The 22,165-nt window shown below is 66.2% G+C and carries 27 protein-coding genes and 1 pseudogene; 19 read left to right on the forward strand and 9 right to left on the reverse strand.

Going from position 1 to position 22,165, the window contains the following annotated elements; translation table 11 throughout:
* The first annotated feature begins 85 nt into the window (after positions 1–85).
* The 6 genes and pseudogenes from IM708_RS17160 (at position 86) to IM708_RS17185 (ending at position 4,249) form a co-directional block, all read left to right on the forward strand.
* Complete coding sequence (locus IM708_RS17160; protein WP_209427806.1) at positions 86–1,060, forward strand: TRAP transporter substrate-binding protein; 975 nt, start codon at positions 86–88, stop codon at positions 1,058–1,060.
* Positions 1,061–1,084: 24 nt separating this feature from the next.
* Positions 1,085–1,558, forward strand: a complete 474-nt coding sequence (locus IM708_RS17165) for a TRAP transporter small permease (protein WP_209427807.1) — start codon at positions 1,085–1,087, stop codon at positions 1,556–1,558.
* Positions 1,555–2,835, forward strand: a complete 1,281-nt coding sequence (locus tag IM708_RS17170) for a TRAP transporter large permease (RefSeq protein ID WP_209427808.1) — start codon at positions 1,555–1,557, stop codon at positions 2,833–2,835. The genes IM708_RS17165 and IM708_RS17170 overlap by 4 nt, the downstream gene beginning before the upstream one ends.
* A gap of 13 nt (positions 2,836–2,848) precedes the next feature.
* The gene (locus IM708_RS17175) at positions 2,849–3,640 is read left to right on the forward strand and encodes an SDR family oxidoreductase (protein WP_209427809.1); all 792 of its coding nucleotides are present in this window, start codon (positions 2,849–2,851) and stop codon (positions 3,638–3,640) included.
* A 44-nt stretch (positions 3,641–3,684) separates the two neighbouring features.
* Positions 3,685–3,962: pseudogene (locus IM708_RS17180) on the forward strand (IS21 family transposase); the annotation flags it as partial.
* An 80-nt stretch (positions 3,963–4,042) separates the two neighbouring features.
* On the forward strand, positions 4,043–4,249 hold the full coding sequence (locus tag IM708_RS17185; protein WP_209427810.1) for a hypothetical protein: 207 nt from the start codon (positions 4,043–4,045) through the stop codon (positions 4,247–4,249).
* A 168-nt stretch (positions 4,250–4,417) separates the two neighbouring features.
* Here the strand turns inward: IM708_RS17185 and IM708_RS17190 are convergent, their stop codons facing one another.
* The gene (locus IM708_RS17190) at positions 4,418–5,050 is read right to left on the reverse strand and encodes a J domain-containing protein (RefSeq protein ID WP_209427811.1); all 633 of its coding nucleotides are present in this window, start codon (positions 5,048–5,050) and stop codon (positions 4,418–4,420) included.
* 104 nt (positions 5,051–5,154) lie between these two features.
* Between IM708_RS17190 and IM708_RS17195 the strand changes: the two genes are divergently transcribed.
* Positions 5,155–5,409: a BolA family protein gene (locus IM708_RS17195; protein ID WP_209427831.1), complete on the forward strand. Its 255-nt coding sequence runs from the start codon at positions 5,155–5,157 to the stop codon at positions 5,407–5,409.
* A 172-nt stretch (positions 5,410–5,581) separates the two neighbouring features.
* Here the strand turns inward: IM708_RS17195 and IM708_RS17200 are convergent, their stop codons facing one another.
* A complete protein-coding gene (locus tag IM708_RS17200; RefSeq protein WP_209427812.1) occupies positions 5,582–7,192 on the reverse strand; it encodes a GMC family oxidoreductase N-terminal domain-containing protein in 1,611 nt (536 codons plus the stop codon).
* Between the two features lie 322 nt (positions 7,193–7,514).
* Here IM708_RS17200 and IM708_RS17205 point away from each other — a divergent pair, with 322 nt between their 5' ends.
* A complete protein-coding gene (locus IM708_RS17205; protein WP_209427813.1) occupies positions 7,515–7,823 on the forward strand; it encodes a hypothetical protein in 309 nt (102 codons plus the stop codon).
* A 31-nt stretch (positions 7,824–7,854) separates the two neighbouring features.
* Here IM708_RS17205 and IM708_RS17210 read toward each other — a convergent pair whose 3' ends face one another.
* Both IM708_RS17210 and mnmD read right to left on the reverse strand, forming a co-directional pair.
* Positions 7,855–8,730, reverse strand: a complete 876-nt coding sequence (locus IM708_RS17210) for a DMT family transporter (RefSeq protein WP_209427814.1) — start codon at positions 8,728–8,730, stop codon at positions 7,855–7,857.
* Complete coding sequence (gene mnmD, locus IM708_RS17215) at positions 8,727–9,401, reverse strand: tRNA (5-methylaminomethyl-2-thiouridine)(34)-methyltransferase MnmD (protein ID WP_209427815.1); 675 nt, start codon at positions 9,399–9,401, stop codon at positions 8,727–8,729. Before mnmD ends, IM708_RS17210 begins: the two co-directional genes overlap by 4 nt.
* A gap of 51 nt (positions 9,402–9,452) precedes the next feature.
* Between mnmD and IM708_RS17220 the strand changes: the two genes are divergently transcribed.
* On the forward strand, positions 9,453–10,508 hold the full coding sequence (locus IM708_RS17220; protein WP_209427816.1) for an FAD-binding oxidoreductase: 1,056 nt from the start codon (positions 9,453–9,455) through the stop codon (positions 10,506–10,508).
* A 48-nt stretch (positions 10,509–10,556) separates the two neighbouring features.
* On the opposite strand, the gene IM708_RS17225 is transcribed toward IM708_RS17220, so the two are convergent.
* The 5 genes from IM708_RS17225 to IM708_RS17245 form a co-directional block, all read right to left on the reverse strand.
* Complete coding sequence (locus tag IM708_RS17225) at positions 10,557–11,117, reverse strand: F0F1 ATP synthase subunit B (protein WP_209427817.1); 561 nt, start codon at positions 11,115–11,117, stop codon at positions 10,557–10,559.
* Positions 11,114–11,635 carry a F0F1 ATP synthase subunit B' gene (locus IM708_RS17230; RefSeq protein ID WP_209427818.1) on the reverse strand — a complete coding sequence of 174 codons (522 nt, stop codon included), beginning with the start codon at positions 11,633–11,635 and terminating at the stop codon, positions 11,114–11,116. Before IM708_RS17230 ends, IM708_RS17225 begins: the two co-directional genes overlap by 4 nt.
* Positions 11,636–11,715: 80 nt before the next feature.
* Positions 11,716–11,952 carry a F0F1 ATP synthase subunit C gene (locus IM708_RS17235; RefSeq protein WP_209427819.1) on the reverse strand — a complete coding sequence of 79 codons (237 nt, stop codon included), beginning with the start codon at positions 11,950–11,952 and terminating at the stop codon, positions 11,716–11,718.
* A gap of 50 nt (positions 11,953–12,002) precedes the next feature.
* Positions 12,003–12,713 carry a F0F1 ATP synthase subunit A gene (locus tag IM708_RS17240; RefSeq protein WP_209427832.1) on the reverse strand — a complete coding sequence of 237 codons (711 nt, stop codon included), beginning with the start codon at positions 12,711–12,713 and terminating at the stop codon, positions 12,003–12,005.
* A gap of 28 nt (positions 12,714–12,741) precedes the next feature.
* Positions 12,742–13,089, reverse strand: coding sequence for an AtpZ/AtpI family protein (locus IM708_RS17245; RefSeq protein ID WP_209427820.1), 348 nt, complete (start codon positions 13,087–13,089; stop codon positions 12,742–12,744).
* Between the two features lie 203 nt (positions 13,090–13,292).
* On the opposite strand from IM708_RS17245, the gene IM708_RS17250 reads away from it, so the two are divergent.
* The 10 genes from IM708_RS17250 to IM708_RS17295 all read left to right on the forward strand — a co-directional run bounded on the left by IM708_RS17250 (position 13,293) and on the right by IM708_RS17295 (position 22,038).
* Complete coding sequence (locus tag IM708_RS17250; protein WP_209427821.1) at positions 13,293–13,643, forward strand: metalloregulator ArsR/SmtB family transcription factor; 351 nt, start codon at positions 13,293–13,295, stop codon at positions 13,641–13,643.
* A gap of 268 nt (positions 13,644–13,911) precedes the next feature.
* Positions 13,912–14,469, forward strand: coding sequence for a NifU family protein (locus IM708_RS17255; RefSeq protein ID WP_209427822.1), 558 nt, complete (start codon positions 13,912–13,914; stop codon positions 14,467–14,469).
* The gene (gene tsaB / locus IM708_RS17260; protein WP_209427823.1) at positions 14,459–15,064 is read left to right on the forward strand and encodes a tRNA (adenosine(37)-N6)-threonylcarbamoyltransferase complex dimerization subunit type 1 TsaB; all 606 of its coding nucleotides are present in this window, start codon (positions 14,459–14,461) and stop codon (positions 15,062–15,064) included. Before IM708_RS17255 ends, tsaB begins: the two co-directional genes overlap by 11 nt.
* Complete coding sequence (locus tag IM708_RS17265; RefSeq protein ID WP_209427824.1) at positions 15,064–15,504, forward strand: GNAT family N-acetyltransferase; 441 nt, start codon at positions 15,064–15,066, stop codon at positions 15,502–15,504. The genes tsaB and IM708_RS17265 overlap by 1 nt, the downstream gene beginning before the upstream one ends.
* Positions 15,505–15,647: 143 nt before the next feature.
* Positions 15,648–16,643 carry a BMP family ABC transporter substrate-binding protein gene (locus IM708_RS17270; RefSeq protein WP_209427825.1) on the forward strand — a complete coding sequence of 332 codons (996 nt, stop codon included), beginning with the start codon at positions 15,648–15,650 and terminating at the stop codon, positions 16,641–16,643.
* 13 nt (positions 16,644–16,656) lie between these two features.
* On the forward strand, positions 16,657–18,222 hold the full coding sequence (locus tag IM708_RS17275) for an ABC transporter ATP-binding protein (RefSeq protein WP_209427826.1): 1,566 nt from the start codon (positions 16,657–16,659) through the stop codon (positions 18,220–18,222).
* The gene (locus IM708_RS17280; protein ID WP_209427827.1) at positions 18,219–19,316 is read left to right on the forward strand and encodes an ABC transporter permease; all 1,098 of its coding nucleotides are present in this window, start codon (positions 18,219–18,221) and stop codon (positions 19,314–19,316) included. The genes IM708_RS17275 and IM708_RS17280 overlap by 4 nt, the downstream gene beginning before the upstream one ends.
* Positions 19,316–20,281: an ABC transporter permease gene (locus IM708_RS17285; protein WP_209427828.1), complete on the forward strand. Its 966-nt coding sequence runs from the start codon at positions 19,316–19,318 to the stop codon at positions 20,279–20,281. Before IM708_RS17280 ends, IM708_RS17285 begins: the two co-directional genes overlap by 1 nt.
* Before the next feature lie 75 nt (positions 20,282–20,356).
* Positions 20,357–21,280 (forward strand): sulfite exporter TauE/SafE family protein, encoded by a 924-nt coding sequence (locus tag IM708_RS17290; protein WP_209427829.1) that lies wholly within the window; start codon positions 20,357–20,359, stop codon positions 21,278–21,280.
* On the forward strand, positions 21,277–22,038 hold the full coding sequence (locus IM708_RS17295; RefSeq protein WP_209427830.1) for a TIGR02186 family protein: 762 nt from the start codon (positions 21,277–21,279) through the stop codon (positions 22,036–22,038). Before IM708_RS17290 ends, IM708_RS17295 begins: the two co-directional genes overlap by 4 nt.
* Positions 22,039–22,165: the final 127 nt, after the last annotated feature.

The following is a 22,165-nucleotide window of genomic DNA, read 5'->3' on the forward strand; positions in this document are numbered from 1 at the left end:
TGCACCTTGCCCGGCCCACCCCGAGCGGGCATAGTCCGCGCCGGAGGAGTTTACTGACGAACAAGATCAAGTGGAGGAGAAACACATGAGAACCTTGGCGTTGACCTGCGGTGCGCTGTCGATACTCGGCATGACCGTGACTTCCGCGATGGCCGAGATCCCGGAGATGCGACTTCAGTTCGCGCATGTCTATCCTGAGGGAAATATCTGGAATCAGACTACGCAGCGTTTCGCAGATGCAATCACCGAGCGAACCGACGGCAGAGTCACAGTTTCGATCGCAGCTGGCGGCACAACCGGCAGTTGGGAGGAGGCAATCGAAGCGCTTCAAATCGGCACGAACGACGTCGTGCTCGAGTCGATTGGGACGCTCGACCGTTACGATCCCCTTCCGGGTGTCGAAGCATTTCCCTATCTCGTTCGAGACCTCGATCACTTTCGTGCAGTGTACTACGGGCCCGTCGGCGAGGAATTCTCGGATGCGGTCGCCGAGAATACGGGTTTCCGGATCATTGGTGCGGGTTACCGCGGCGCGCGAAAGCTCTCGGCTAACCGCGAAGTTGCGAGTCTTGAGGACCTCCAGGGCCTGACACTTCGCGTGCCGCCATTGCGCATGTACCGCCGCACCTGGGAATTGCTGGGAGCAAGCGCCGTTCCGATGCCGGCAACCGAAATCTACACCGCCCTACAGCAGGGCGTCATTGATGGGCAGGAAAACCCGCTGGAACTCATCCTTTCGTTCCGCTTCAATGAGGTTCAATCGCATATCATGCATACGGATCACGTGATTGGCGCGATGACGTTCATCCTCGACGCTGCGCGTTTCGATTCATTCCCTACCGAATTGCAGGAAATCCTCCTGGAGGAAGGCCGCGCGGCGATGCTGTGGGGCACCGAACAGATGGTCGAACGGGAAGCCGAACTGGCCGAGCAACTCGAGGAAGCCGGCGTGACCTTCGTCTCGCCCGATCTGGAGCAATTCCGCGAGGCGCTGACGCCGATCCGCGACGAGTTCCCTGAACTTGCCGACTGGGTTGCGCGTTTCGAAGCGGTTGAGTAAGCGCGCTGACGGGCCGGTCGCACCGTGTTCACGGGTCTTGCAAGAGCGATTGAGCGGGTTCTCGATGTTGTCCTGATTGTCGCATTGACGGTAATGGTGGCCAGCATCTTCTACCAGGTGTTCGGTCGATACGTTCTCAACCGCACGCCAGGTTGGACTGAAGAAACCGCCCGATTCCTGATGGCTTGGATCACGATGCTGGGTAGCGCCGCAATCGTTCGTCACGGCGGTCATATCGCCGTGACGGTGCTGATCGACTCGTTGCCCGGTCGGCTATGCGAGGCCTTCCTGTGGCTGCGCGACACGATCATCATCACCATGGCCGGAGCGCTGGTTTGGTATGGCTATGGCTTCGCGCTGATCGGCGACCGGCGACTGTCTCCGGCACTGGAGATTTCGATGTACTGGCCCTTCTTGGCCTTGCCGGCCGGCGGCGCTCTGATTGCGCTGCAATTGCTGCTGCACCGACTGGGCGAGCTGCGTGGTGAGCATCCATGACGATGCTGCTTCTCGGGCTTCTGATCGTGACACTGATCATGCTCGGTGTGCCGTTGGCCTTTTCCATCGTCTTCGCATCGCTCGTGACGATTTGGGTGGACGGGACGATCAACCCGGTGATCGTCGCGCAGCGACTGTTTTCGGGGTTGAACAGCTTCACGCTACTGGCAATCCCTTTCTTCCTGCTCGCCGGTTCGCTGATGGCGCGCGCCGGTATCACCACGCGACTGATCGCCTTTGCCAATGCCCTTGTCGGCCGCTTTACAGGCGGGCTGGCGATGAGCAACGTTTCCTCTTCCATCTTTTTCTCGGGTATTTCGGGGTCGGCTGTGGCCGATACAAGCATGCTGGGGCGCATCTTCATTCCGGCGATGATCTGCGAGGGATACAGTCGCGGCTTTTCTGTCGCGACAACGGCTGCATCTTCCGTCGTGGCGCCGATCATCCCACCTTCGATTGCCTTCATCGTCTATGGCGTGGTCTCGGAGCAGTCGATCATCCGGCTTTTTGTAGCCGGCATGGTCCCGGGAGTCTTGCTGAGCATTGCAATCCTTGCGCTGGTCTATCTTGTCGCCAGGCGGCGGGCGTATCCGGTGCACGAGCCAGTTCCGCTGGCACAAATCGGACGCACCTTTTTGGCCGCCCTGCCGGCGATCGCAATGCCGCTGCTGATCTTGGTCGGCATCGTTGGCGGCGTCTTCACGGTCACGGAGACCTCTGCCGTAGCGGTCTTTTACGCGATCCTCGTGGGAGTCTTCGTCTATCGCGAACTGACCTTCAAGGCGTTCATCGAGGCACTGCGAGAAGCCGTCTACCTGACGGCGGTGATCATGATCATCGTCGGTGCCGCTCAGCTTTTCGCTTGGCAGCTGGCCTATGCTGACGTCCCGCGCACGGCTGTCACGCTGATCACCACCATCACGGAGAACCCGCTTCTCTTCCTGCTGATGGTCAACGTTCTGTTGCTGCTCATCGGTACCTTCATGGAGGCGAATGCAGCCGTCGTAATGCTCGTGCCGATCCTACACCCGGTCGGAGTAGCAATGGGAATCGATCCGATACACCTGGGCGTGGTGGTAGTGGTGAACCTCTGCCTCGGATTGATCACGCCGCCTATCGGGTTATGCTTGGCCGTGGCCTGCAAGATCGCCGACCTGCCACTGGAAAAAAGCCTGCGGGACATCATGCCCTTCGTGCTGCTCGGGCTGGGGTTCCTCCTGCTGCTAACGCTGTTTCCGTGGATCACCCTGTGGTTGCCAAACCTTCTGCTCAACTGAACGCGAGAAAATCATGCCTGGACGCCTTCTGAACAAGGTCGCACTGGTCTTCGGGGCTGGCTCCATTGGTGAGGGTTGGGGCAACGGCAAGGCGGCTGCGGTCGCCTATGCCCGCGAGGGAGCGCGCGTGGTCTGCGCTGACCTCAATGCCGCCGCCGCGGATGAAACGCAGCGTATCATCGAAGGTGAAGGCGGCGTCGCGATCGCCTGCGCCGTAGACGTGGTGAAGTTCGACGCGATCACCCGCACCGTCGACGCGGCCCTCGACGCCTTCGGTCGGGTCGATATCCTGCACAACAATGTCGGCATCAATGAACCCGGTGGTGCCGTCGATACGACCGAGGAAAGCTGGGACCGCGTCATGGCGATCAACGCAAAGGGGATGTTCCTGACCTGTAAAGCTGTTCTTCCCCATATGGAGCGGCAGAATTCCGGTGCGATAATAAACATCTCGTCTCTCGCCGCCATACGCTACACCGGCTACGCTTACGCATCCTATTACGCATCAAAAGCTGCGGTGAACCAGTTCACACGCAGCGTGGCGATGGAGTTTGCCGCCAAGGGGATACGGGCAAACACCATCATGCCGGGGATCATCGATACGCCGCACATCTACCAACATATCTCGGGCTTTTATCACGACATCGAGGAAATGCGGGCAAAGCGCGCGTCCCTCTCACCCATGAAGCGGCAAGGCGATGCCTGGGACATTGCTTGGGCGTCTGTGTTCTTGGCTTCCAATGAAGCGAAATACATCACCGGGATCGAACTCTGCATCGACGGCGGTCTGCATTGCAAAGTGTAGATCAGTTCTTGTATCGGAAAGTTCGTCTGGCTTGTGCCGAAGGCATGAGCCAGCGGGAGGCGGCTCGGCATTTCAACATCTCTCGCGACAGCGTGCGCAAGATGATGGCGTTTTCGGTTCCTCCGGGATACCGGCGAACGGCCCCCGTGAAGCGGAACGGCTGCGCGATGAGCACGGGTTCACCGGCGGCTACACCATCGTGAAGGATTACATGCGGGAGCGCGAACGGCGCGGCTGCGAGATGTTCGTGCCGCTGGCGCATCCGCCCGGAAATGCCCAGGCCGACTTTGGCGAGGCAACGGTGATCATCGGCGGTATCGAGACGACGCTTGGCGCGCAAGTCAGGCGGCCTGCGGCAAAGTGAATCATCCGCCCTGATGTGCCCCCGTGTATGATCGGCGTATGCCGCATGACGAAATCGCCGCTCGCATCGAAGCCTTCGACGACGCCAATGGCGGTGGCGTCGGCTACTACAAGGACAAGGGCGCCTACCATCTCTACCTGTTGGGAGACGGAGGCACCTATTGCCCGGCTGAAGCCGACAGGAAACGGAGACGGGGTCCGGCTCGGATACTGGTCACACAGGCGCAAATGGGAGGATATCGATGATATGGGCGGCGTCGTCATGCCCCTCTCTGATGCCCTCGAGTTCATAGCGAACGAGGACATTTTCTGGACATGGACCTGACCGAAAAACGTACAAAGTCGAGATCAGGGGCTTGCGAAGGCGTGCACGCGTGCACACCGCCCCCCTTCGTCGTCCGCGCCGCTCCCGGCTCAATCGGTGAAGTTGCGGCTGTCCTTGATCTGGTCCCAGGCCCAGACCACCTCCTGCAGGCGGTCCTCGTCGGCGCGGTTGCCGGCGTTCAGGTCGGGGTGCAGGTCCTTGACCAGGCTCTTGTACTGGCGCCGGATCTCGGGGCGCGACCAGGTGTCGCGCGCGTCCAGGATCTCCAACGCCCGGCGTTCGGTCGGCGGCAGGCGGCGGGTCGTGGACGACCGGCCGACCTCGGGGCGGCGGCGGGTCGCCTTCTCGCCCAGCACCTCGAACGGGTCCTCGATGCCCAGCCGCTGCCAGCCCTTCTTCTCCGACGCGCCGGCCATCGGGCGGGTGGCGCGGCCCCAGACGCGCTCGCGCTCCATCGCGGCGCGCATCTCGTCCTCGGTCTGGCCGGCGAAGAAGTTCCAGCGCAGGTTGTATTCGCGCACATGGTCCCTGCAGAACCACAGGTAGTCGTCCAGCGCGTCCGGCGAGCGGGGGGCGCGAAACAGCCCCGGCTCGGAACAGCCGGGGTGCGAACACTCCCGCGACGAGGTTTCGACCGCGCCGGTCTGCGCCCGGCGGCCGCGCGTCTTCTTCTTGCGGTCATTCGACGCGCGAATGTCGAAGTTGAATGGATCTCCGGTCATGCGCTCTCTGTCTGTCGGTTCGGATGCCCCTTGCGAGTCGGAGGCAGGAGTTTAGTTTGTTGCGCGGGAAAAGGAAAAGGGCATTGCGACGCATGCAGCCGCAGATTCGCGTGATTGACGAGATCGAGGCTCGGCTGCGCGCCGCCTTCACCGTCACCGAACTTCAGGTCGAGGACGAAAGCGAAAGCCATCGCGGCCATGCCGGCTGGCGCGAAGGGGGGCAGACGCATTTCCATGTCCGCCTCAGCGCGCCGGAGCTTTCGGGGCTTACGCGGATCGCCCGGCACCGGGCCGTGCATCAGGCCCTTGGCCCCGATCTGGTGGGCCGTATCCACGCCCTGCGCATGACGCTGGGCTGATCCGCGGTCGTCTGCGGCAGCTTCCGGCGGCCGGCGGCGCAGCCTCTTTTCGCCGCGCGCGCAGCGCGCGGCGCCCGGCCCAACGCGAGGAAGGTTGCACAGCGTGCAGCCTGACGAGGGGCGGGAGCACGCCGGTCGCCCCCTTGGCCCTTGCCATCGGCCCGCGGCGGGCTCAGGCCGCGCTCTGGCCGGCCTTCGTGCCGCGCAGGATCATCTCGGCGCATTTCTCGGCGATCATCAGCACCGGCGCGTTGGTGTTGCCACTGGTGATCGTCGGCATCACACTGGCATCGGCCACCCGCAGCCCCTCGACCCCGTTGACGCGCAGGTCCGGCCCGACCACGGCGCGCGGGTCGGTGCCCATCCGCGCAGTGCCGACGGGGTGGAAGATCGTCGTGCCGACATCCCCCGCCGCGCGTTTCAGATCCTCCTCCGACTGCACCGCGGCGCCGGGGCGGTGTTCCTCGGGGCGGTAGCGGGCCATCGGCTCGGCGGCCATGATCCGGCGCGTCAGCCGGATGGCGCGCGCCGCCACGATCCGGTCGCCCTCGGTCGACAGGTAGTTCGGCGCGATCTCGGGCGCGGCCAACGGATCGCGCGACAGCGGGTGGACATGGCCGCGGCTTTCCGGGCGCAGATGGCAGACCGAGGCGGTGATCGCCGGGAACGGGTGCAGCGGCTGGCCGAAGGCATCCAGGCTCAGCGGCTGGACATGGTATTCCAGATCGGCGCGGTCCACCCCTTCGCCCGATCGGGCAAAGGCGCCCAGCTGGCTTGGCGCCATCGACATCGGCCCGCTGCGCCGGAACGCGTATTCCAGCCCGATCTTCGCCTTCCCCCAGAGGTTCGCGGCCATCGTGTTCAGCGTCTTCGCCCCGTGCACCTTGTAGACCAGCCGCAATTGCAGATGGTCCTGCAGGTTCTCGCCCGCGTCGCAATCGTGGCGCGTGTCGATCCCCAAGCCCTGCAGCACGTCGCCGCGCCCGATCCCGGCCAGTTGCAGGATCTGCGCCGAGCCGATGGCGCCGGCGCACAGGATCACCTCGGCCCCGGCGCGGGCCTCCTCCTCGCGCGCGCCGCGCCGGTAGCGCACGCCGGTGCAGCGCTTGCCGTCGAAGACCAGCCCCAGCACCTGCGAGCCGGTGCGGACCTCCAGGTTCTTGCGCCCGCGCAGCGGCTTCAGGAACGCCTTGGAGGAATTCCACCGCCAGCCCGACCGCTGCGTGACCTTGAAATAGCCCACGCCCTCGTTGTCGCCGGTGTTGAAATCCGCGGTCGCGGGAATGCCGCAGGCCTCGGCGGCGCGCGCCCAGTCGTCCAGGATCTCCCAGCGCAGGCGCTGGTTCTCGACCCGCCATTCGCCCCCGGTGCCGTGCAGTTCGGGATCGGCGGGGCCGGCGGCGTAATCCTCGTGGCGCTTGAAATAGGGCAGCACGTCGTCCCAGCCCCAGCCGGTCAGGCCCATCTGCCGCCACTGGTCATAGTCGCCCGCCTGTCCGCGCATATAGATCATGCCGTTGATCGAGGAACATCCGCCCAGGATGCGCCCGCGCGGGTAAAGCAGGCTGCGCCCGTTCAGACCCGGCTCGGCCCGGGTGCGAAACCGCCAGTCGGTGCGCGGATTGTCGATGCAATAGAGGTATCCGACCGGGACATGCACCCAGATGTAGTTGTCGCGCCCCCCGGCCTCCAGCAGCAGCACCCGCGCCGACGCACTCAGCCGGTTGGCCAGCAGCGCGCCGGCGGTCCCGCCGCCCACGACGATATAGTCCCAGTCCGCCATCCGGTGCCTCCCTTTGACCGGGCAAGCTTAGCAGGCCGCGCCCCGCGTGCAATCGGCGGCGTCCGCCGCCGGTTCGGCGTTGCGCGAAGGGCGCCTGCAGCGTTCGTTACTGCCATACGCTTGCCATACGCTTGCCAGCCCCTTGCCATACGCCTGCCAGCACCCTTGCCGGCGGCGTTTCCCCCCGATCTTGCGCGCCCCGCGACGCCCGGACGCAAGCGCTAGCGATTGCCGAATCGAGGGTGTTCTGGTAACGATCTTGCGTCAGACAGTGGCATGAAACCGGCCATCAGAGCCGACATCCCCAAGGAACGAGGCAGTCATGAGAGCATTCATCATCCCCGCAGCCGCAGCCCTTCTGGCGCTTGCCCCCGTCCCCGCCCTTGCCGGCCCGGTGGAAAGCGCCTGCAACCGGTCGGACCGCCCGACAGCCACGCGCGCGCTCTGCCGCTGCATCGACAACGTCGCCCAGCAGACATTGACCCGCAACGAGCAGCGCCGTGCCGCGCGCTTCTTCTCCAACCCGGACGAGGCGCAAAGCGTGCGCATGTCGCGCACCCGCGCCGACAATGAATTCTGGGCGCGCTACCGCGCCTTCGGCGAAACCGCCGAGATGTACTGCAGAAGCTGATCCAAGCGCCTGAAATACTGGCATAAAAGGCTCAGGCGCGCGGCCCTGTCTGGCGCGCGCGCCAGAGCGTGAAAAGACCCGCCATCACCACGATCCCGGTGCCGATGGCCACGTTGGGGCGCAGCGTTTCGCCCAGCAGGCTGATCCCGATCACGCTGATGAAGCCCAGTTGCAGATAGGCGAAGGGCTGGATCGCGCTGGCCTCGGCCACCTCGTAGGCGCGGATCAGCAGCCAGTGGCCGGATGCCGCGGTCAGGCACAGAAGCGCCATCCACCCCCAGTCGGCCGGCGCCATCGGCTCCAGAAACCAGATGCCCACGGCGGTCATCAGGACCGCGCCCGCCGTCCCGGTCCAGAAGAAACTGACCGCCGCCGTATCGTCACGCGCGACATGGCGTGTCAGCAGGGCATAGAGCGCGAACATGAACGCCGCCAGCAGCGGGACCAACGCCGCCGGCGCGAAGACCCCGAACCCCGGCTGCAGGATCACCAGGACGCCCACAAACCCGATGCCGATCGCACTCCAGCGCCGCCATCCGACGTATTCGCCCAGCACCGGCCCCGACAGCGCCGCCACCAGCAACGGATAGACCGCGAAGACCGCGTGGCTTTCAACCAGCCCCAGCAGCACGAAGCCCGCCACCATCACGCAGACTTCGGCGGCCAGCAGCAGCCCGCGAAACGCCTGGACGAAGGGCCGGCGCGTCCGCGCCGCGGCGCGGATGCTGCCGGCCTGACGCTTGGCGATGGCGATCACGAAGGCCGCAAAGAACCAGTAGCGGATCATGACGACCATCAGGACATTGTATTCGGCCGCAAGATGCCGGGAGATCGCATCCTGCACCGCGAAGATGAAGGCCGTCAGGATCATCAGCAGGATGCCGAGCCGGGTGTTCTGCTCGGTCATGGCCTCGGCCCCAGGCGACCCGCGCTCATGTGGCGCTTGCGCCCGAAGCCCGGTTGCCGCTCCACCGCGAAGCCCGCCTCGGCCAATGCGCGGCGCACCGCGCCGGCGGCGGTGTAGGTAGCGAAGGTGCCGCCGGGGACCGTGTGGCGCGCGACCTCGGCCATCAGCCCCGCTTCCCAGAGTTCGGGATTGCGCGCCGGCGCGAACCCGTCCAGGAACCACGCATCCGCCCGCCCCGGCCAGCCCGGCAGCGTTTCGCGGGCGTCGCCCAGATGCACCTCCACCGCGACGCCGGGCAGGGTGAATCGCCGGATCGGCTGCGCGCTCTCGCTGTCCGCCCAGGCTGCGACCAGCGCGGCGGCGGCGCTCAGCCCGAAGGGCGCCAGCGCGCTTTCCATCTCCGCGGGCGACAGCGGCCAGGCCTCGAAACTGGTGAAGCGCAGTGTTCCCGGCCCCCGCCAGGCCTGAAGCAGGGCCAGCAAATTCAACCCCGTACCGAAACCCAGCTCCGCCACATGAAACCCGTCGCGCAGGCGCGCGGGCAGGTCGTTGCCGGACAGGAAGACATGCCGCGCCTCCGCCAGGCCCGCGCCGTCGGTGTAATAGGGGTCGTCGAAGCGCGCACTGACGGGCGTGCCGGCGGCGGTCCAGGTCAGGGCAGGCTGGCTCATGGCAAGGGTCCGGGGTAGGAGGTGCCGACAACTTGGCGCGGGAGGCACCGAATGACAATGGCCCGGATCGCGGTGATGGGCGCGGGTGTGCTGGGGCTCTGCGCCGCGTTCCGGCTGGCGCAGCGCGGCGCTCGCATCACGGTGGTCGAGCGCGCGCATCCCGGTGCCGGGGCCTCGGGCGGGGTGGTCGGCGCGCTGGCCCCCCACGTCCCCGAGGGCTGGAACGCGAAGAAGCAGGTCCAGTTCGAAAGCCTTCTGGCGGCCGCGCCCTTCTGGGCCGGGGTCGCGCGCATCGGCGGCGGCGATCCGGGCTACGCGCGACTGGGTCGCGTCCAGCCGTTGACCGACAAGGCCGCCATCGACCGCGCCCGTGCCCGGGCGGAGGGCGCGCGAACGCACTGGCAGGGACATGGCCTCTGGCAGGTCGTGCCGGCTGGCAGCCTGCCGGGCCTTCGCCTGCGCAGCCCGTCCGGCCAGGTGGTCCACGACACCCTCAGCGCGCGCATCTCGCCGCGGGGGGCGGTGGCGGCGCTTGTCGCGGCGCTTCGGCGGCTGGAGGCGACGCTGGAAACCGGCTCCGCGCCGCCGCCGCGCGCCGACGCGGTGATCTGGGCGACCGGGGCGGACGGGCTGGCGGACCTCGGCCGGGATCTGGGCACGGGCATGGGCGCGGCGGTCAAGGGACAGGCGGCGCGTCTGGCCTGCGACATGCCCGGCGCGCCCCAGATTTTCGCCGACGGGCTGCACATCGTGCCGCATGCCGACGGCACCGTCGCCATCGGCTCGACCTCCGAACGCGCGTTCGACGACCCGGAGGCGACGGATGACCAGCTGGACGCGCTGATCGCCCGCGCGCGTCGGGTCTGCCCCGACCTTGCCGCTTCCCCGGTGGTTGAACGCTGGGCGGGCCTCAGGGCGCGGGCGCCGTCCCGCGCGCCGATCCTGGGTCCCTGGCCCGGTCGGCCCGGTCACTACGTACTCAACGGTGGCTTCAAGATCGGCTTCGCGCTCGCCCCGTTCCTCGCCGACCGGATCGCCGACCTGGTGCTCGACGGGCGCGACACGATCCCCGAGGGCTTTCGCGTCTCGGACAACCTGCGCCCATGAAAAAAACCCCGGTGCCGGCACCGGAGCTTTTTTGGACATCGCGGGACGTCAGTGCAGCTTGGCGTCGACAGTCTTGATCGATTCCTCGATCAGCCGGTTGGCGTGCGGCTTGGACATGTTCGCGGCGATCAGCTCCGCCGACGCGGCCACCGCGACCTGGACGGCCCGGTTGCGCACGTCGCGCAGCGCCGCCGCCTCGGCCGAGGCGATCTGGTCCTCCGCCGCCTTCAGCCGGCGGGTGATCGACACCTCGAGATCGGCGCGCGCCTGCTCGGCGGCGGTCTCGGCGTCGGCCTTGGCCTTGGCGACAATACGCTCGGCCTGTTCCTTGACCTCGACCTTCTTGCGCTCGAAGGCGGCGCGCATTTCCTGCGCCTCCTCGCGCAGGCGCCGGGCCTCGGCCAGTTCCGCACGGATGTCGTCGGCGCGCTTGTCCAGCAGGTTGGTCACCATCGCCGGCACCTTGTAGTAGACAAGGATCCCCACGAAGATGATGAAGCCCAGCGCGACAACGATATCGGTGTTGCGCAACGAGAAGAACGGGTAGTCCCCCACCGCCGCCAGCGCCGGGCCGGCAAGAAGCGTCAGCAATGCCGCAAGACGGATCATGCCGCACCCCCTTTCATCCGCGCCGACACCGTATCGGCGATCGCCTTCTGCTCGGCCTCGACGCCGAAGACGGTCAGGATTTCCTGCGCCGTGTCGCGCGCCACCTCGGCCACCGCAGCGCTGGCGCTGTCGCGGATCTCGGCGATGCGCCGCTCGGATTCGGCGGTGCGCGCAGCGATCTCGGCATCGGCCTTGGCGATGGCCACGTCCAGATCGGCCTGAATATCGGCCCGCATCTCCTCGACGATCCGGTGCGCCTGCGCGCGCGCATCGTCCAGCGCCTTGTGATAGGCGGCCTCGGCCTCGGTCGCTTGCCGCTTGTAGGTTTCGGCCGCGTCGATATCGGCGGTGATCGTCCCGGCCCTCTCGGCCAGGATCGAACCGATCCGCGGCAGGGCGACCCGCGACAGGATCATGTAGATCACGACCAGCGTCACCACCAGCCAGAAGATCTGGTTGGGGAAGGTCGCGAAATCGAGTTGCGGCATGCCCACCGCGTCGTTGGCGTCTGCGGCCATGGCGTCCTCCATTCGTCCGGGATCCGGCCGCGACGACGCCTGCAGCGCCGTCGCCGACCGAAAGGATCACGAAGCCTGGGTCAGACGGCAAACATCAGCAGCAGCGCGACCAGGAACGAGAAGATCCCGAGCGCTTCGGCAAACGCGATGCCGATGAACAGGAACGCCGTCTGGCCAGCCGCCGCGGCCGGGTTGCGCAGCGCGCCCGACAGGTAGTTGCCGGCCACGTGGCCCACACCGATACCCGCGCCGCCCATGCCGAGACAGGCCAGACCCGCGCCGATATAGGCACCCATTTGAACGATATCGCCTTCCATCGTGATTTCTCCTTCGGTTGGAATTGGCAGATTGGGGACCCCGACCCGGGTCAGTGGTGCGGATGCAGCGCGTCCTTCAGATAGACGCAGGTCAGGATGGTGAACACATAGGCCTGGATGACGGCCACTAGCAGTTCCAGCGCATAGAGCGCGGTCACCGCAAGAACGGGGATGAAGAAGGCCGCGCCGAGGGCGGCGGCGAAACCGGCGAAGACCTTGGCCACCGCGTGACCCGCCATCATCGCGCCGGCAAGACGAATGGAATGGCTGACCGGCCGCACGAAGTACGAGATCAACTCGATCAGCGCCAGGATCGGGCGCAGCGCCAGCGGCGCGCTGTCGACCCAGAAAAGACGCAGGAAGGCCGCGCCGTTCAAAACGAAGCCCAGCACCGTCACCGTGATGAACACCGCCAGCGCCAGCACCGCCGTCACCGCGATATGCGAGGTCGTGGTGAACGCCCAGGGGATCAGCCCCAGCAGGTTGGCGAACAGCACGAACATGAACAGCGTCATGATGTAAGGGAAGAAGCGCACGCCGTCCCGGCCCGCGACATCCTCGATCATGCGGTAGATGAAGCTGTAGGCGACCTCGGCCACCGACTGGCTGCGCGTCGGCACCAGGGCCCGACCGCGCGCGCCGACGACCATGATCAGCGTGACCGCCAGAACCGTCAGCGCCATCCACAGCGTCACGTTGGTGATGGTGAACATGCCCACGTAGTCGCCGCCGAACAGCGGCTCGACCCTGAACTGGTCCATCGGCCTGATATTGAGACCGCCGTTTGCCTCAGCCACGATCCTGTTCCCCTCGTTCGCCGGCGGGTCGCGCCGCCGCGTCCTCGCTTCTTCTCTGAACGTCCTTGGCAGTTCGCATCATCGTGCGGATACCGGCCCAGAAGCCCAGCAATGTAAACAGCAACAGAAGCCACGGCTGCGTTCCCAGAAGGAAATCGAGCCCCAACCCGATGCCGAAACCGACCAGAAGGCCGGCAACCAACTCGGTGACCATCCGCCAGGCCGCCTGACCCAGCGTGTGGCCGTCTGCCTTGGGCGACGCCGGTGCACGCGCCTTCCGAAGCTTGTCGATCCGCGTCTCGATGTCGCGCAGGCGCTTAAGCTCTTCAGGCTCGGGCATTCGGTTCCGTCCCGGACAGTCGCGCGGAAGCTAGAAGCGGGGCGCCCCAGAGTCAAGCGCGATATGGCCGATGTAAATTATTGATTTTAATATATTTTCCCTCAACGCTGCGCTGCAGTATCGGCTTTCTGAGGCAAACCGGCATGGTGCGCAAATTCAACCGAACGGTTGACCATCGCCGCGCCGCCCGACATGTTCGCCGGATGTCACCTGCCGCTTCCGCCCCGCTCGACACGATCTTCATGGCGCTTGCCGACCCCACGCGGCGGGCGATCCTGTCGATGCTGCTGGAGGACGACATGGCGGTGACCGATGTCGCCGCCCCGCTGCCGATGTCGCTGGCGGCGGTGTCGAAGCATCTGGCGATTCTGGCCGGCGCCGGGCTGATCAGTCAGGAAAAGCGCGGCCGGGTGAAATGGTGCAAGCTCGAGCCGGACTCGCTGCGCGCGGCCTCGGTCTGGATGCAGGCGTTCGGACAGTTCGAACCGGTCAATCTGGACGCTTTCGAAAGGTTCCTGGAAAGCGACCTTGCGCAGGACCTGCCGGCCGACTGATCCCGCAGGCACCCCAGCGGCGCGGGAGCGAAAGTTTCATTGCGGTTAATTCGGCCGGATTATGAAGTAATATCAATCAGTAGAAAGATGGTCCGCATGCGGACCGTTCGTCTTTTTGGGCTGCCGCGCCGCCACCGGGACGGGCTTTCGCCTGAGCCTGCCCCATATCACCCCGACTCAACCGCCCCCACCAAGCCCGCGCGGCCGCCCCGCTGCCTTGACAGGTCGGACCCTCGGTCGCATATCCCTTGAAACGGAGGCGATCCCCATGTTCATCCAGACCGAATCCACGCCGAACCCGGCCACGTTGAAGTTTCTGCCCGGCCAGACGGTGCTGGGCCAGGGCACGGCCGATTTCACCGCAGCCGAAGCCGCGTCCAAATCGCCGCTCGCGCAGGCGATCTTCGCGACCGAAGGGGTCAGCGGGGTGTTCCTTGGCGCCGATTTCGTGACCGTCACCAAGGCCGAGGACGTGGACTGGGCGCATATCAAGCCCGCCATTCTGGGCGCGATCATGGAGCACTACCAGTCCGGGCGCCCGGTGATGGAGGGCGAGGCCGAGGCAGGCCACACCGTGCAGGAGGGCCCCGACGGCGAGATCGTCGAGCAGATCAAGGAACTGCTGGATACGCGCGTGCGCCCGGCCGTGGCCCAGGACGGCGGCGACATCACCTTCCACGGCTTCGACCGGGGCGTGGTCTATCTGCACATGAAGGGCGCCTGCGCGGGTTGTCCCTCCTCGACCCTGACGCTGAAGATGGGGATCGAGAACCTGCTGCGCCACTACATCCCCGAGGTGACCGAGGTCCGCCCGGTTGCCGTCTGACGCGGTTCTGGCCTTCGACACCTCCGGCCATTGGTGTACGGCGGCGGTCTTGCACCGGGGAGAAGCTCTTGCACATCTGGATGAACCCATGGCGACCGGCCAGGGAGAGCGCCTGTTCGACGTGATCGGTGCGGTGATGGCGAAGGCCGGCATCGTCTGGCCCGATGTCGCGGCGCTTGGCGTGGGGACTGGGCCCGGCAACTTCACCGGCATCCGCATCGGCGTCTCGGCAGCGCGGGGCCTCGCGCTGGGGCTTGGTGTCCCGGCGATCGGCGTCGACCGTTTCGCGTGCCTCGCGCTGGACGGGCCGGACCTGCCCACGATGATCCCGGCGCCGCGCGGTCTGGCATGGGTCGCCCGCGCGGGCCATGCACCCGAACAGGTCGATCCCGCCAACCACAAGGGTCCCTTCATCGCCGCGCCGGGCGATTTTCCGACCCTTGCCGCGACGCCGCCAACCTTCGCGCTGGCCATTGCCATCGCCCGGCTCGCCGACGCGCGGCGAGACACCCCGCAGCCGCGCCCCGCGCCGCTTTACCTGCGCCCGGCGGACGCCGCCCCGCCGAGCGAGGCCGCGCCCGCACTCCTCGACTGATGGAACCCGCGGCACTGGCCGAGTTGCACGCCGCGGCGTTTTCCAGCCCGCCGCCCTGGTCAGCCGCATCCTTCGCGGAGCTTCTGCGCGACCCGCGCACGATCTTGCTGACCGCGCCCGAGAATCGTGCCTTTCTTCTGGGGCGGATCGTGACGGACGAAGCCGAAATCCTGACCCTTGCCACCCACCCGGACACCCGCCGTCAAGGCCTTGCACACGCGCTGGTCGAGCGCTTTCTGGATGCGGCGAAGGACCGCGGGGTCAGCCGGATCTTCCTGGAAGTGGCCGAACCGAACACCCCCGCGCGCGCGCTCTATGCCAGTCTCGGATTCGAGGTCGTCGGCCAGCGCCCGGGCTATTTTCGCACGAACGGCGCCGCCCCGGTGACCGCGCTGGTTCTCGCGCGACGCATCGGCGACGCCACCGGCCCCGACGCCTGACGCTTGCGCGGATTTGCTCGTCGGCGGCGATTTGACCCTTGACGTATCGCGCCTCGATGACCCTAGATCGGCGTCATTGGCCTCGACCAACGACAACCTCGGCCTCGGCGCACTGCGCGCCCTGCCGCAACCGGGAGAACACGATGACCCTGACCGCCCGCTTTCTTTCAGCGACCGCCGCGCTTGCGCTTTCTGCCGGTGCCGCACTCGCCGATCCCGCCGTGGTCTACGACCTGGGCGGCAAGTTCGACAAGTCCTTCAACGAGGCTGCCTTCGGCGGCGCCGAACGCTGGGCGCAGGAAACCGGCGGCAGCTACCGCGACATCGAGATGCAGTCCGAGGCGCAGCGCGAACAGGCCCTGCGCCGACTGGCAGAAGGCGGATCGAACCCGATCGTCATGACGGGATTTGCCTTCATGTCGGTGCTGGAACAGATCGCGGCCGACTATCCCGACACCGCCTTCGTCATCATCGACGGCGTCGTGGACGAGCCCAATGTCCGCTCGGTCGTCTTCACCGAACACGAGGGGTCGTACCTTGTCGGCATGCTGGCCGCCATGGCCTCGGAATCCGGGGTCGTGGGATTTGTCGGCGGCATGGACATCCCGCTGATCCGCCGCTTCGGCTGCGGCTACGCGCAAGGCGTGGTCGCGGCGAACCCAGATGCGCAGGTGATCATCAACTTCACCGGAACGACGCCCGCCGCCTGGAACGACCCGGTGCGCGGCGGCGAGATCACGCAGGCGCAGATCAGCCAGGGCGCAGATGTTGTCTATGCCGCCGCCGGCGGGACCGGCGTGGGCGTCCTGCAGACCGCCGCCGACGCGGACATCCTGTCGATCGGGGTCGATTCCAACCAGAACCACCTGCATCCCGGTCAGGTCCTGACCTCGATGCTGAAGCGCGTCGACAATGCCGTCTACGACGCCCTGTCTGCGGGCGCCGAGGTGGAAACCGGCATCCAGGTAATGGACCTTGCTTCGGGCGGCGTCGGCTGGGCGCTGGACGAACACAACGAATCCCTGATCACGGACGAGATGCGCGCCGCGATGGAAAGTGCGTCGAACGCCATCGCCGCGGGTGATATCGTGGTGCATGACTACATGGCTGACAGCTCCTGCCCCGTTTCGGGCTTCTGAGGACGCTGTCGGAATGGACGCACAGGAAACCGGGGAACGGCAGGCAACTGCCGTTCCCGCCATCGAACTTCGCGGCATCTCCAAGGCTTTCGGACCGGTCCAGGCCAACAAGGATATCGATATCCGCGTGGCCAAGGGGACGATCCACGGCATCATCGGCGAGAACGGCGCCGGCAAGTCGACGCTGATGTCGATCCTCTACGGTTTCTACAAGGCCGATGCGGGCAAGATCCTGATCGACGGGCGGCCGGTGCACATCACCGACAGCCTGGCCGCGATCCGCGCCGGGATCGGCATGGTCTTTCAGCATTTCAAGCTGGTCGAGAATTTCACGGTGCTGGAAAACGTCATCCTCGGCGCCGAGGGCAGCGCGCTTCTGAAATCCTCGATGGGCCGGGCGAGGACGCTGCTGACCCGGCTGGCGCGCGACTACGAATTGCAGGTCGACCCCGATGCGCTGATCGAGGAACTCAGCGTCGGCCACCAGCAGCGGGTGGAGATCCTGAAGGCGCTCTACCGCGAGGCGAATATCCTGATTCTGGACGAGCCCACCGGGGTGCTGACCCCGGCCGAGGCCGACCATCTGTTCCGCATCCTGCGCGGCCTGAGGGACGAGGGCAAGACGATCATCCTGATCACCCACAAGCTGCGCGAGATCATGGACGTCACCGACGAGGTCAGCGTCATGCGCCGCGGCGAAATGGTGGCGACGCTGAAGACCGCCGAGACCACGCCCACGGAACTCGCCGAACTGATGGTCGGGCGCAAGGTGCTGCTGCGCGTTGAAAAGACCCCGGCGCAGCCGGGCCCGGTGGTGCTGCAGGCGCGGGGGCTGAAAGTCGTGGACCGGCACGGCGTGGAAAAACTGCGCGGCATCGACCTCGATATCCGCGCGGGCGAGATCCTTGGCATCGCGGGGGTGGCCGGCAACGGACAGTCCGAACTGCTGGAGGTCCTGGCCGGCATGATCCCCGGCGAGGGCACGGTGACGATGAACGGCACGCCGCTGGACCTGAGCCTGCGGCAGGACGATGCGCATGCAAGGCGGAACCGCTCCATTGGCCATGTCCATGAAAACCGCCACCGCTGCGGGCTGGTGCTGAACTTCACCGCCTGGGAAAACGTGGCCTTCGGCTACCACCACGCGCCAGAATATCAGAAGAACGCGCTTCTCATGGACAACGACGCCATCCGCACCGATGCACGCGGCAAGATCGAACGCTACGACGTGCGCCCGCCGAACTGCTGGCTGGCCGCCGAAAGCTTTTCGGGCGGCAACCAGCAGAAGATCGTTCTGGCGCGCGAGATGGAGCGCAACCCCGACCTGCTGCTGGTCGGCCAGCCGACCCGAGGGGTCGATATCGGCGCCATCGAGTTCATTCACCAGCAACTCATCGCGCTGCGCGATCAGGGCAAGGCGATCCTGCTGGTGTCGGTCGAACTGGACGAGATCCTGTCGCTCTCGGACCGCATCGCGGTGATGTTCGACGGCCGCATCATGGGCGAACGCCTGCCCGACCGGACCGATGCGCGCGAACTGGGCCTGCTGATGGCCGGCGTCACCGGAGACGCCGCATGAGCACGCGCCGGCTGCCGCACTGGGCCGATGTCACGCTCGTCCCGCTGATCTCGTTGCTGATCGCCTTCGCGATCTCGGCGCTGGTGATCCTGGCGATCGGCGAAGACCCGTGGGAGGCGACGCGGCTCATGGTGCAGGGCGCGCTGGGGTCCACCTATGGCTGGGGATACACGCTCTACTACACCACGAACTTCCTGCTGACTGGGCTTGCCGTGTCCATCGCCTTTCAGGCGCGGCTTTTCAACATCGGCGGCGAAGGGCAGGCGCTGCTGGGGGGTCTGGGCGTCGCGCTGGTCCTGCTGTTCGTGCCCTGGCCCAACTGGTGGACGGCGATCCTGGCGGCAATTGCGGCCTCGGCGGTCTTCGGCGCGGCCTGGGCGGCGATCCCGGGCTATCTGCAGGCGAAGCGCGGCAGCCATATCGTGATCACCACGATCATGTTCAACTTCATCGCCTTCTCGCTTCTCAACTACATCCTCAGCCATGTCCTGCGGCCCCAGGGATCGATGGACCCGGCGACCGCGCGCTTCTCCAACGATATCCGCCTGCCCAGGATCGCCGATATCCTGGAGCCCCTCGGCATCGAATTCTCGCGCTCCGGCCCGGCGAACGTGATGCTCTTCGTGGCGCTTCTGGCCTGCCTGCTGGCCTGGGTCATGCTCTGGCGTACGCGGCTGGGCTTTTCGATCCGCGCCTTCGGGCAAAGCGAGCCGGCGGCGCATTACGCCGGCATCTCCTCGGTCAGGATCGTCATGCTGACCATGCTGATCTCGGGTGCGCTGGCGGGAATGATGGCGGTCAATTCGGTGATGGGCGGGCCGCAACGACTGGTGATGAACGCGGTCGAGGGCGCGGGCTTCATCGGCATCGCGGTGGCCTTGATGGGCCGCTCGCACCCCTTCGGGATCATTCCGGCGGCGCTTCTGTTCGGGTTCCTCTACCAGGGCGGGTCCGAACTGGCGATCGAAACCTCGATCCCGCGCGAGATGATCATCATCATACAGGCGCTGGTGATCTTGTTCACCGGGGCGCTGGACAACATGGTGCGCGCGCCGCTGACCGCGGCCTTCGTGGCGATGCGGGGACGGCGCTGATGGACCTCGCCACCATCGTCCAGATCCTCGATTCCACGCTTCGGCTGGCGACGCCGCTGCTCTTTGCCTGCCTTGCGGGTCTGTTTTCAGAACGCGCGGGCATCTTCGACATCGGGCTCGAAGGCAAGCTGCTGATCTCGGCCTTCTTCTCGGCGGCCTATGCGCATTACACCGGCTCCGCCTGGGCCGGGCTGGGGGTCGGCGTGCTGGCGGCGGTGGTCTTTTCGGCGATCCACGGCATCGCCTCGATCACCTTCCGGGGCAATCAGCTCATTTCGGGTGTCGCGCTCAACTTCCTGGCGGCGGGCGTGACCGTGGTCGTCGCGCAGAGCTGGTTCTCGCAAGGTGGGCGCACGCCGCCCCTTGCCGGGGATGCACGCTTCCAGCGGCTGGACCTGCCCTTCGCAGAGGCGCTGCGCGATGTGCCGGTGCTGGGGCCGGTCTACAGCCAGATCCTCTCGGGCCATTCGATCCTCGTCTACCTCGGTTTGCTGACCGTTCCGGCGACCTGGTGGCTTCTCTACCGCTCGCGCTTCGGCCTCCGGCTGCGCGCGGTGGGCGAGAATCCCGCGGCGGTCGACACCGCGGGCGTTTCCGTCGTGCGCTTGCGCTTCATGGCGGTGATCATCTGCGGGGTGCTTTGCGGGATCGGGGGCGCGTATCTGGCGACGTCGCTCTCGGCGGGCTTCGTCAAGGACATGTCGGCGGGGCGCGGCTTCATCGCGCTGGCGGCGCTGATCTTCGCCAAGTGGCGGCCCTGGCATGCGCTGGGGGCAGTGCTGCTATTCGGCATGCTGGAGGCGATCGCAAACCGCTTCCCCAGCCTCAATCTGGGGATCGTCACGCTGCCGGGGCAGTTCATGTCCGCCCTGCCCTACATCCTGACCGTGGTCATCCTGGCCGGTTTCGTCGGCCGCGCGACCCCGCCACGCGCCGGCGGCGAACCCTATGCGAAGGAACGCTGAGGCACGGTTCCAACAACCACCGGCATTTGACCGCTGACCCCTTCGCAGGGGGCGGGCTTTGGCCTATCAAGGGGCATGCAGATCTATCTGCCCATTGCCGAGGTCTCTGCCAATGCCCTGACGCTTCTGGGCATCGGGGGCGGCGTGGGCTTCCTGTCGGGCATGTTCGGGGTCGGCGGTGGCTTCCTGATCACGCCGCTTCTGTTCTTCATCGGCATCCCCCCGGCGGTGGCGGTGGCGACCGGTGTCAACCAGGTCGTCGCCTCGTCGATCTCGGGCGTGCTGGCGCATCTCAAGCGCAAGACGGTCGACCTGAAGATGGGGATGTTGCTGCTTGTTGGCGGCCTGCTCGGGTCGGGCCTGGGCATCTGGATCTTTCGATTGCTCAGCCGTCTAGGGCAGATCGACCTGGTGGTGCAGCTGGCATACGTGATCTTTTTGGGTATCGTCGGCGCGCTGATGCTGCAGGAAGGTCTGCGCGCCTGGGCGCGAAGTCGCAGAGCGAACGCCCCCCGGCGCAAGCTGCATCAGCACTACTGGGTGCACAATCTGCCGCTGAAGATGAAGTTCCGGACCTCCGGGCTCTACATCAGCGTCATCCCGCCGCTGCTGATCGGCGCGTCGGTCGGCATCCTTGCCGCGATCATGGGGGTGGGCGGCGGGTTCGTCATGGTCCCGGCGATGATCTACCTGCTGGGGATGCCGACAAAGGTCGTCATCGGCACCTCGCTTTTCCAGATCATCTTCGTCGCGGGCTTCACCACGGTGATGCATGCCGTGACTTCCAAGTCGGTGGACATCCTGCTTGCGGTCTTTCTGATCCTCGGCGGGGTGATCGGCGCGCAACTGGGCACGCAGGCCGGGCAAAAGCTGAAGGCCGAACAGCTGAGGATCCTTCTGGCGCTGGTGGTTCTGGCGGTGTCGGGCAAGATCGCTGTCGACCTGCTGATCCGCCCGGACGAGTTGTTTTCGATTACCATTCCGGGGCGGCACGGATGAGGGCGCTGCTCCTCTCCATCCTTTTGCTGCTGGGCCTGCCGGTTCAGGCGACCGAGATCATCGGCGGGCTGAGCCAGAATCGCGTGTCGCTGACGATGAACTTCGCCGGGTCGGAAATCCTGATCTTCGGCGCCATCCGCCGCGATGCGCCCCGGTTCGACAACGAGCCGCCCTTCGACATCGTCGTCACGATCGAAGGTCCGCCGCAGCCGGTCGTCGTCTGGCGCAAGGCGCGTCGGCTGGGAATCTGGGTGAACGTCGAGTCGGTGCAGATGGCGTCGGTCCCCAGCTTCTACGCGGTGGCGACGACCGGCCCGCTGGAGCAGATCCTCGACCCGGTCGAGGATCTGCTCCACCGCATCTCGCCGCTGCACGCGATCCGCGCCGATCAGGCGATCGGCGACGTGTTGGACCACGACGCCTTCACCCGTTCGCTGATCCGGCTGCGCACCGAGGCCGAGCAATACCAGATGCTGGAACGCTGGGTCTATCTGGACCGCGAAACGCTCTTTCGCGTCACCGCGCGGCTGCCGGCGAACCTGACCGAAGGCGCCTACACGGTGCGGATGTATCTGGTCCGCTCCGGCCAGGTGGTGAACGTCTACCGCAACGCGATCTTCGTCCGGAAGGAGGGGTTGGAGCGCTGGCTGCACACCCTCGCCTACGATCAGCCGCTTATTTATGGGCTGCTGGCACTGGTGATCGCGCTGGTCGCCGGCTGGGGGGCGTCGGCGCTCTTCCGCTACGGGCGCGGCTAGGCCGGCAGGGCCGCCCAAGACGCCGGCGGGGGTAGCCGCCAGGCCGGCAGTAGTGCCCAGGGACCGCGGCCCGAGACAGGGTCCAAGCTTGGACCTTCCTTCAAGCACCTGATATCCCTTGTCGAAA

The organism is Pararhodobacter sp. SW119, assembly GCF_017811755.1.
Lineage (GTDB): Bacteria > Pseudomonadota > Alphaproteobacteria > Rhodobacterales > Rhodobacteraceae > Pararhodobacter.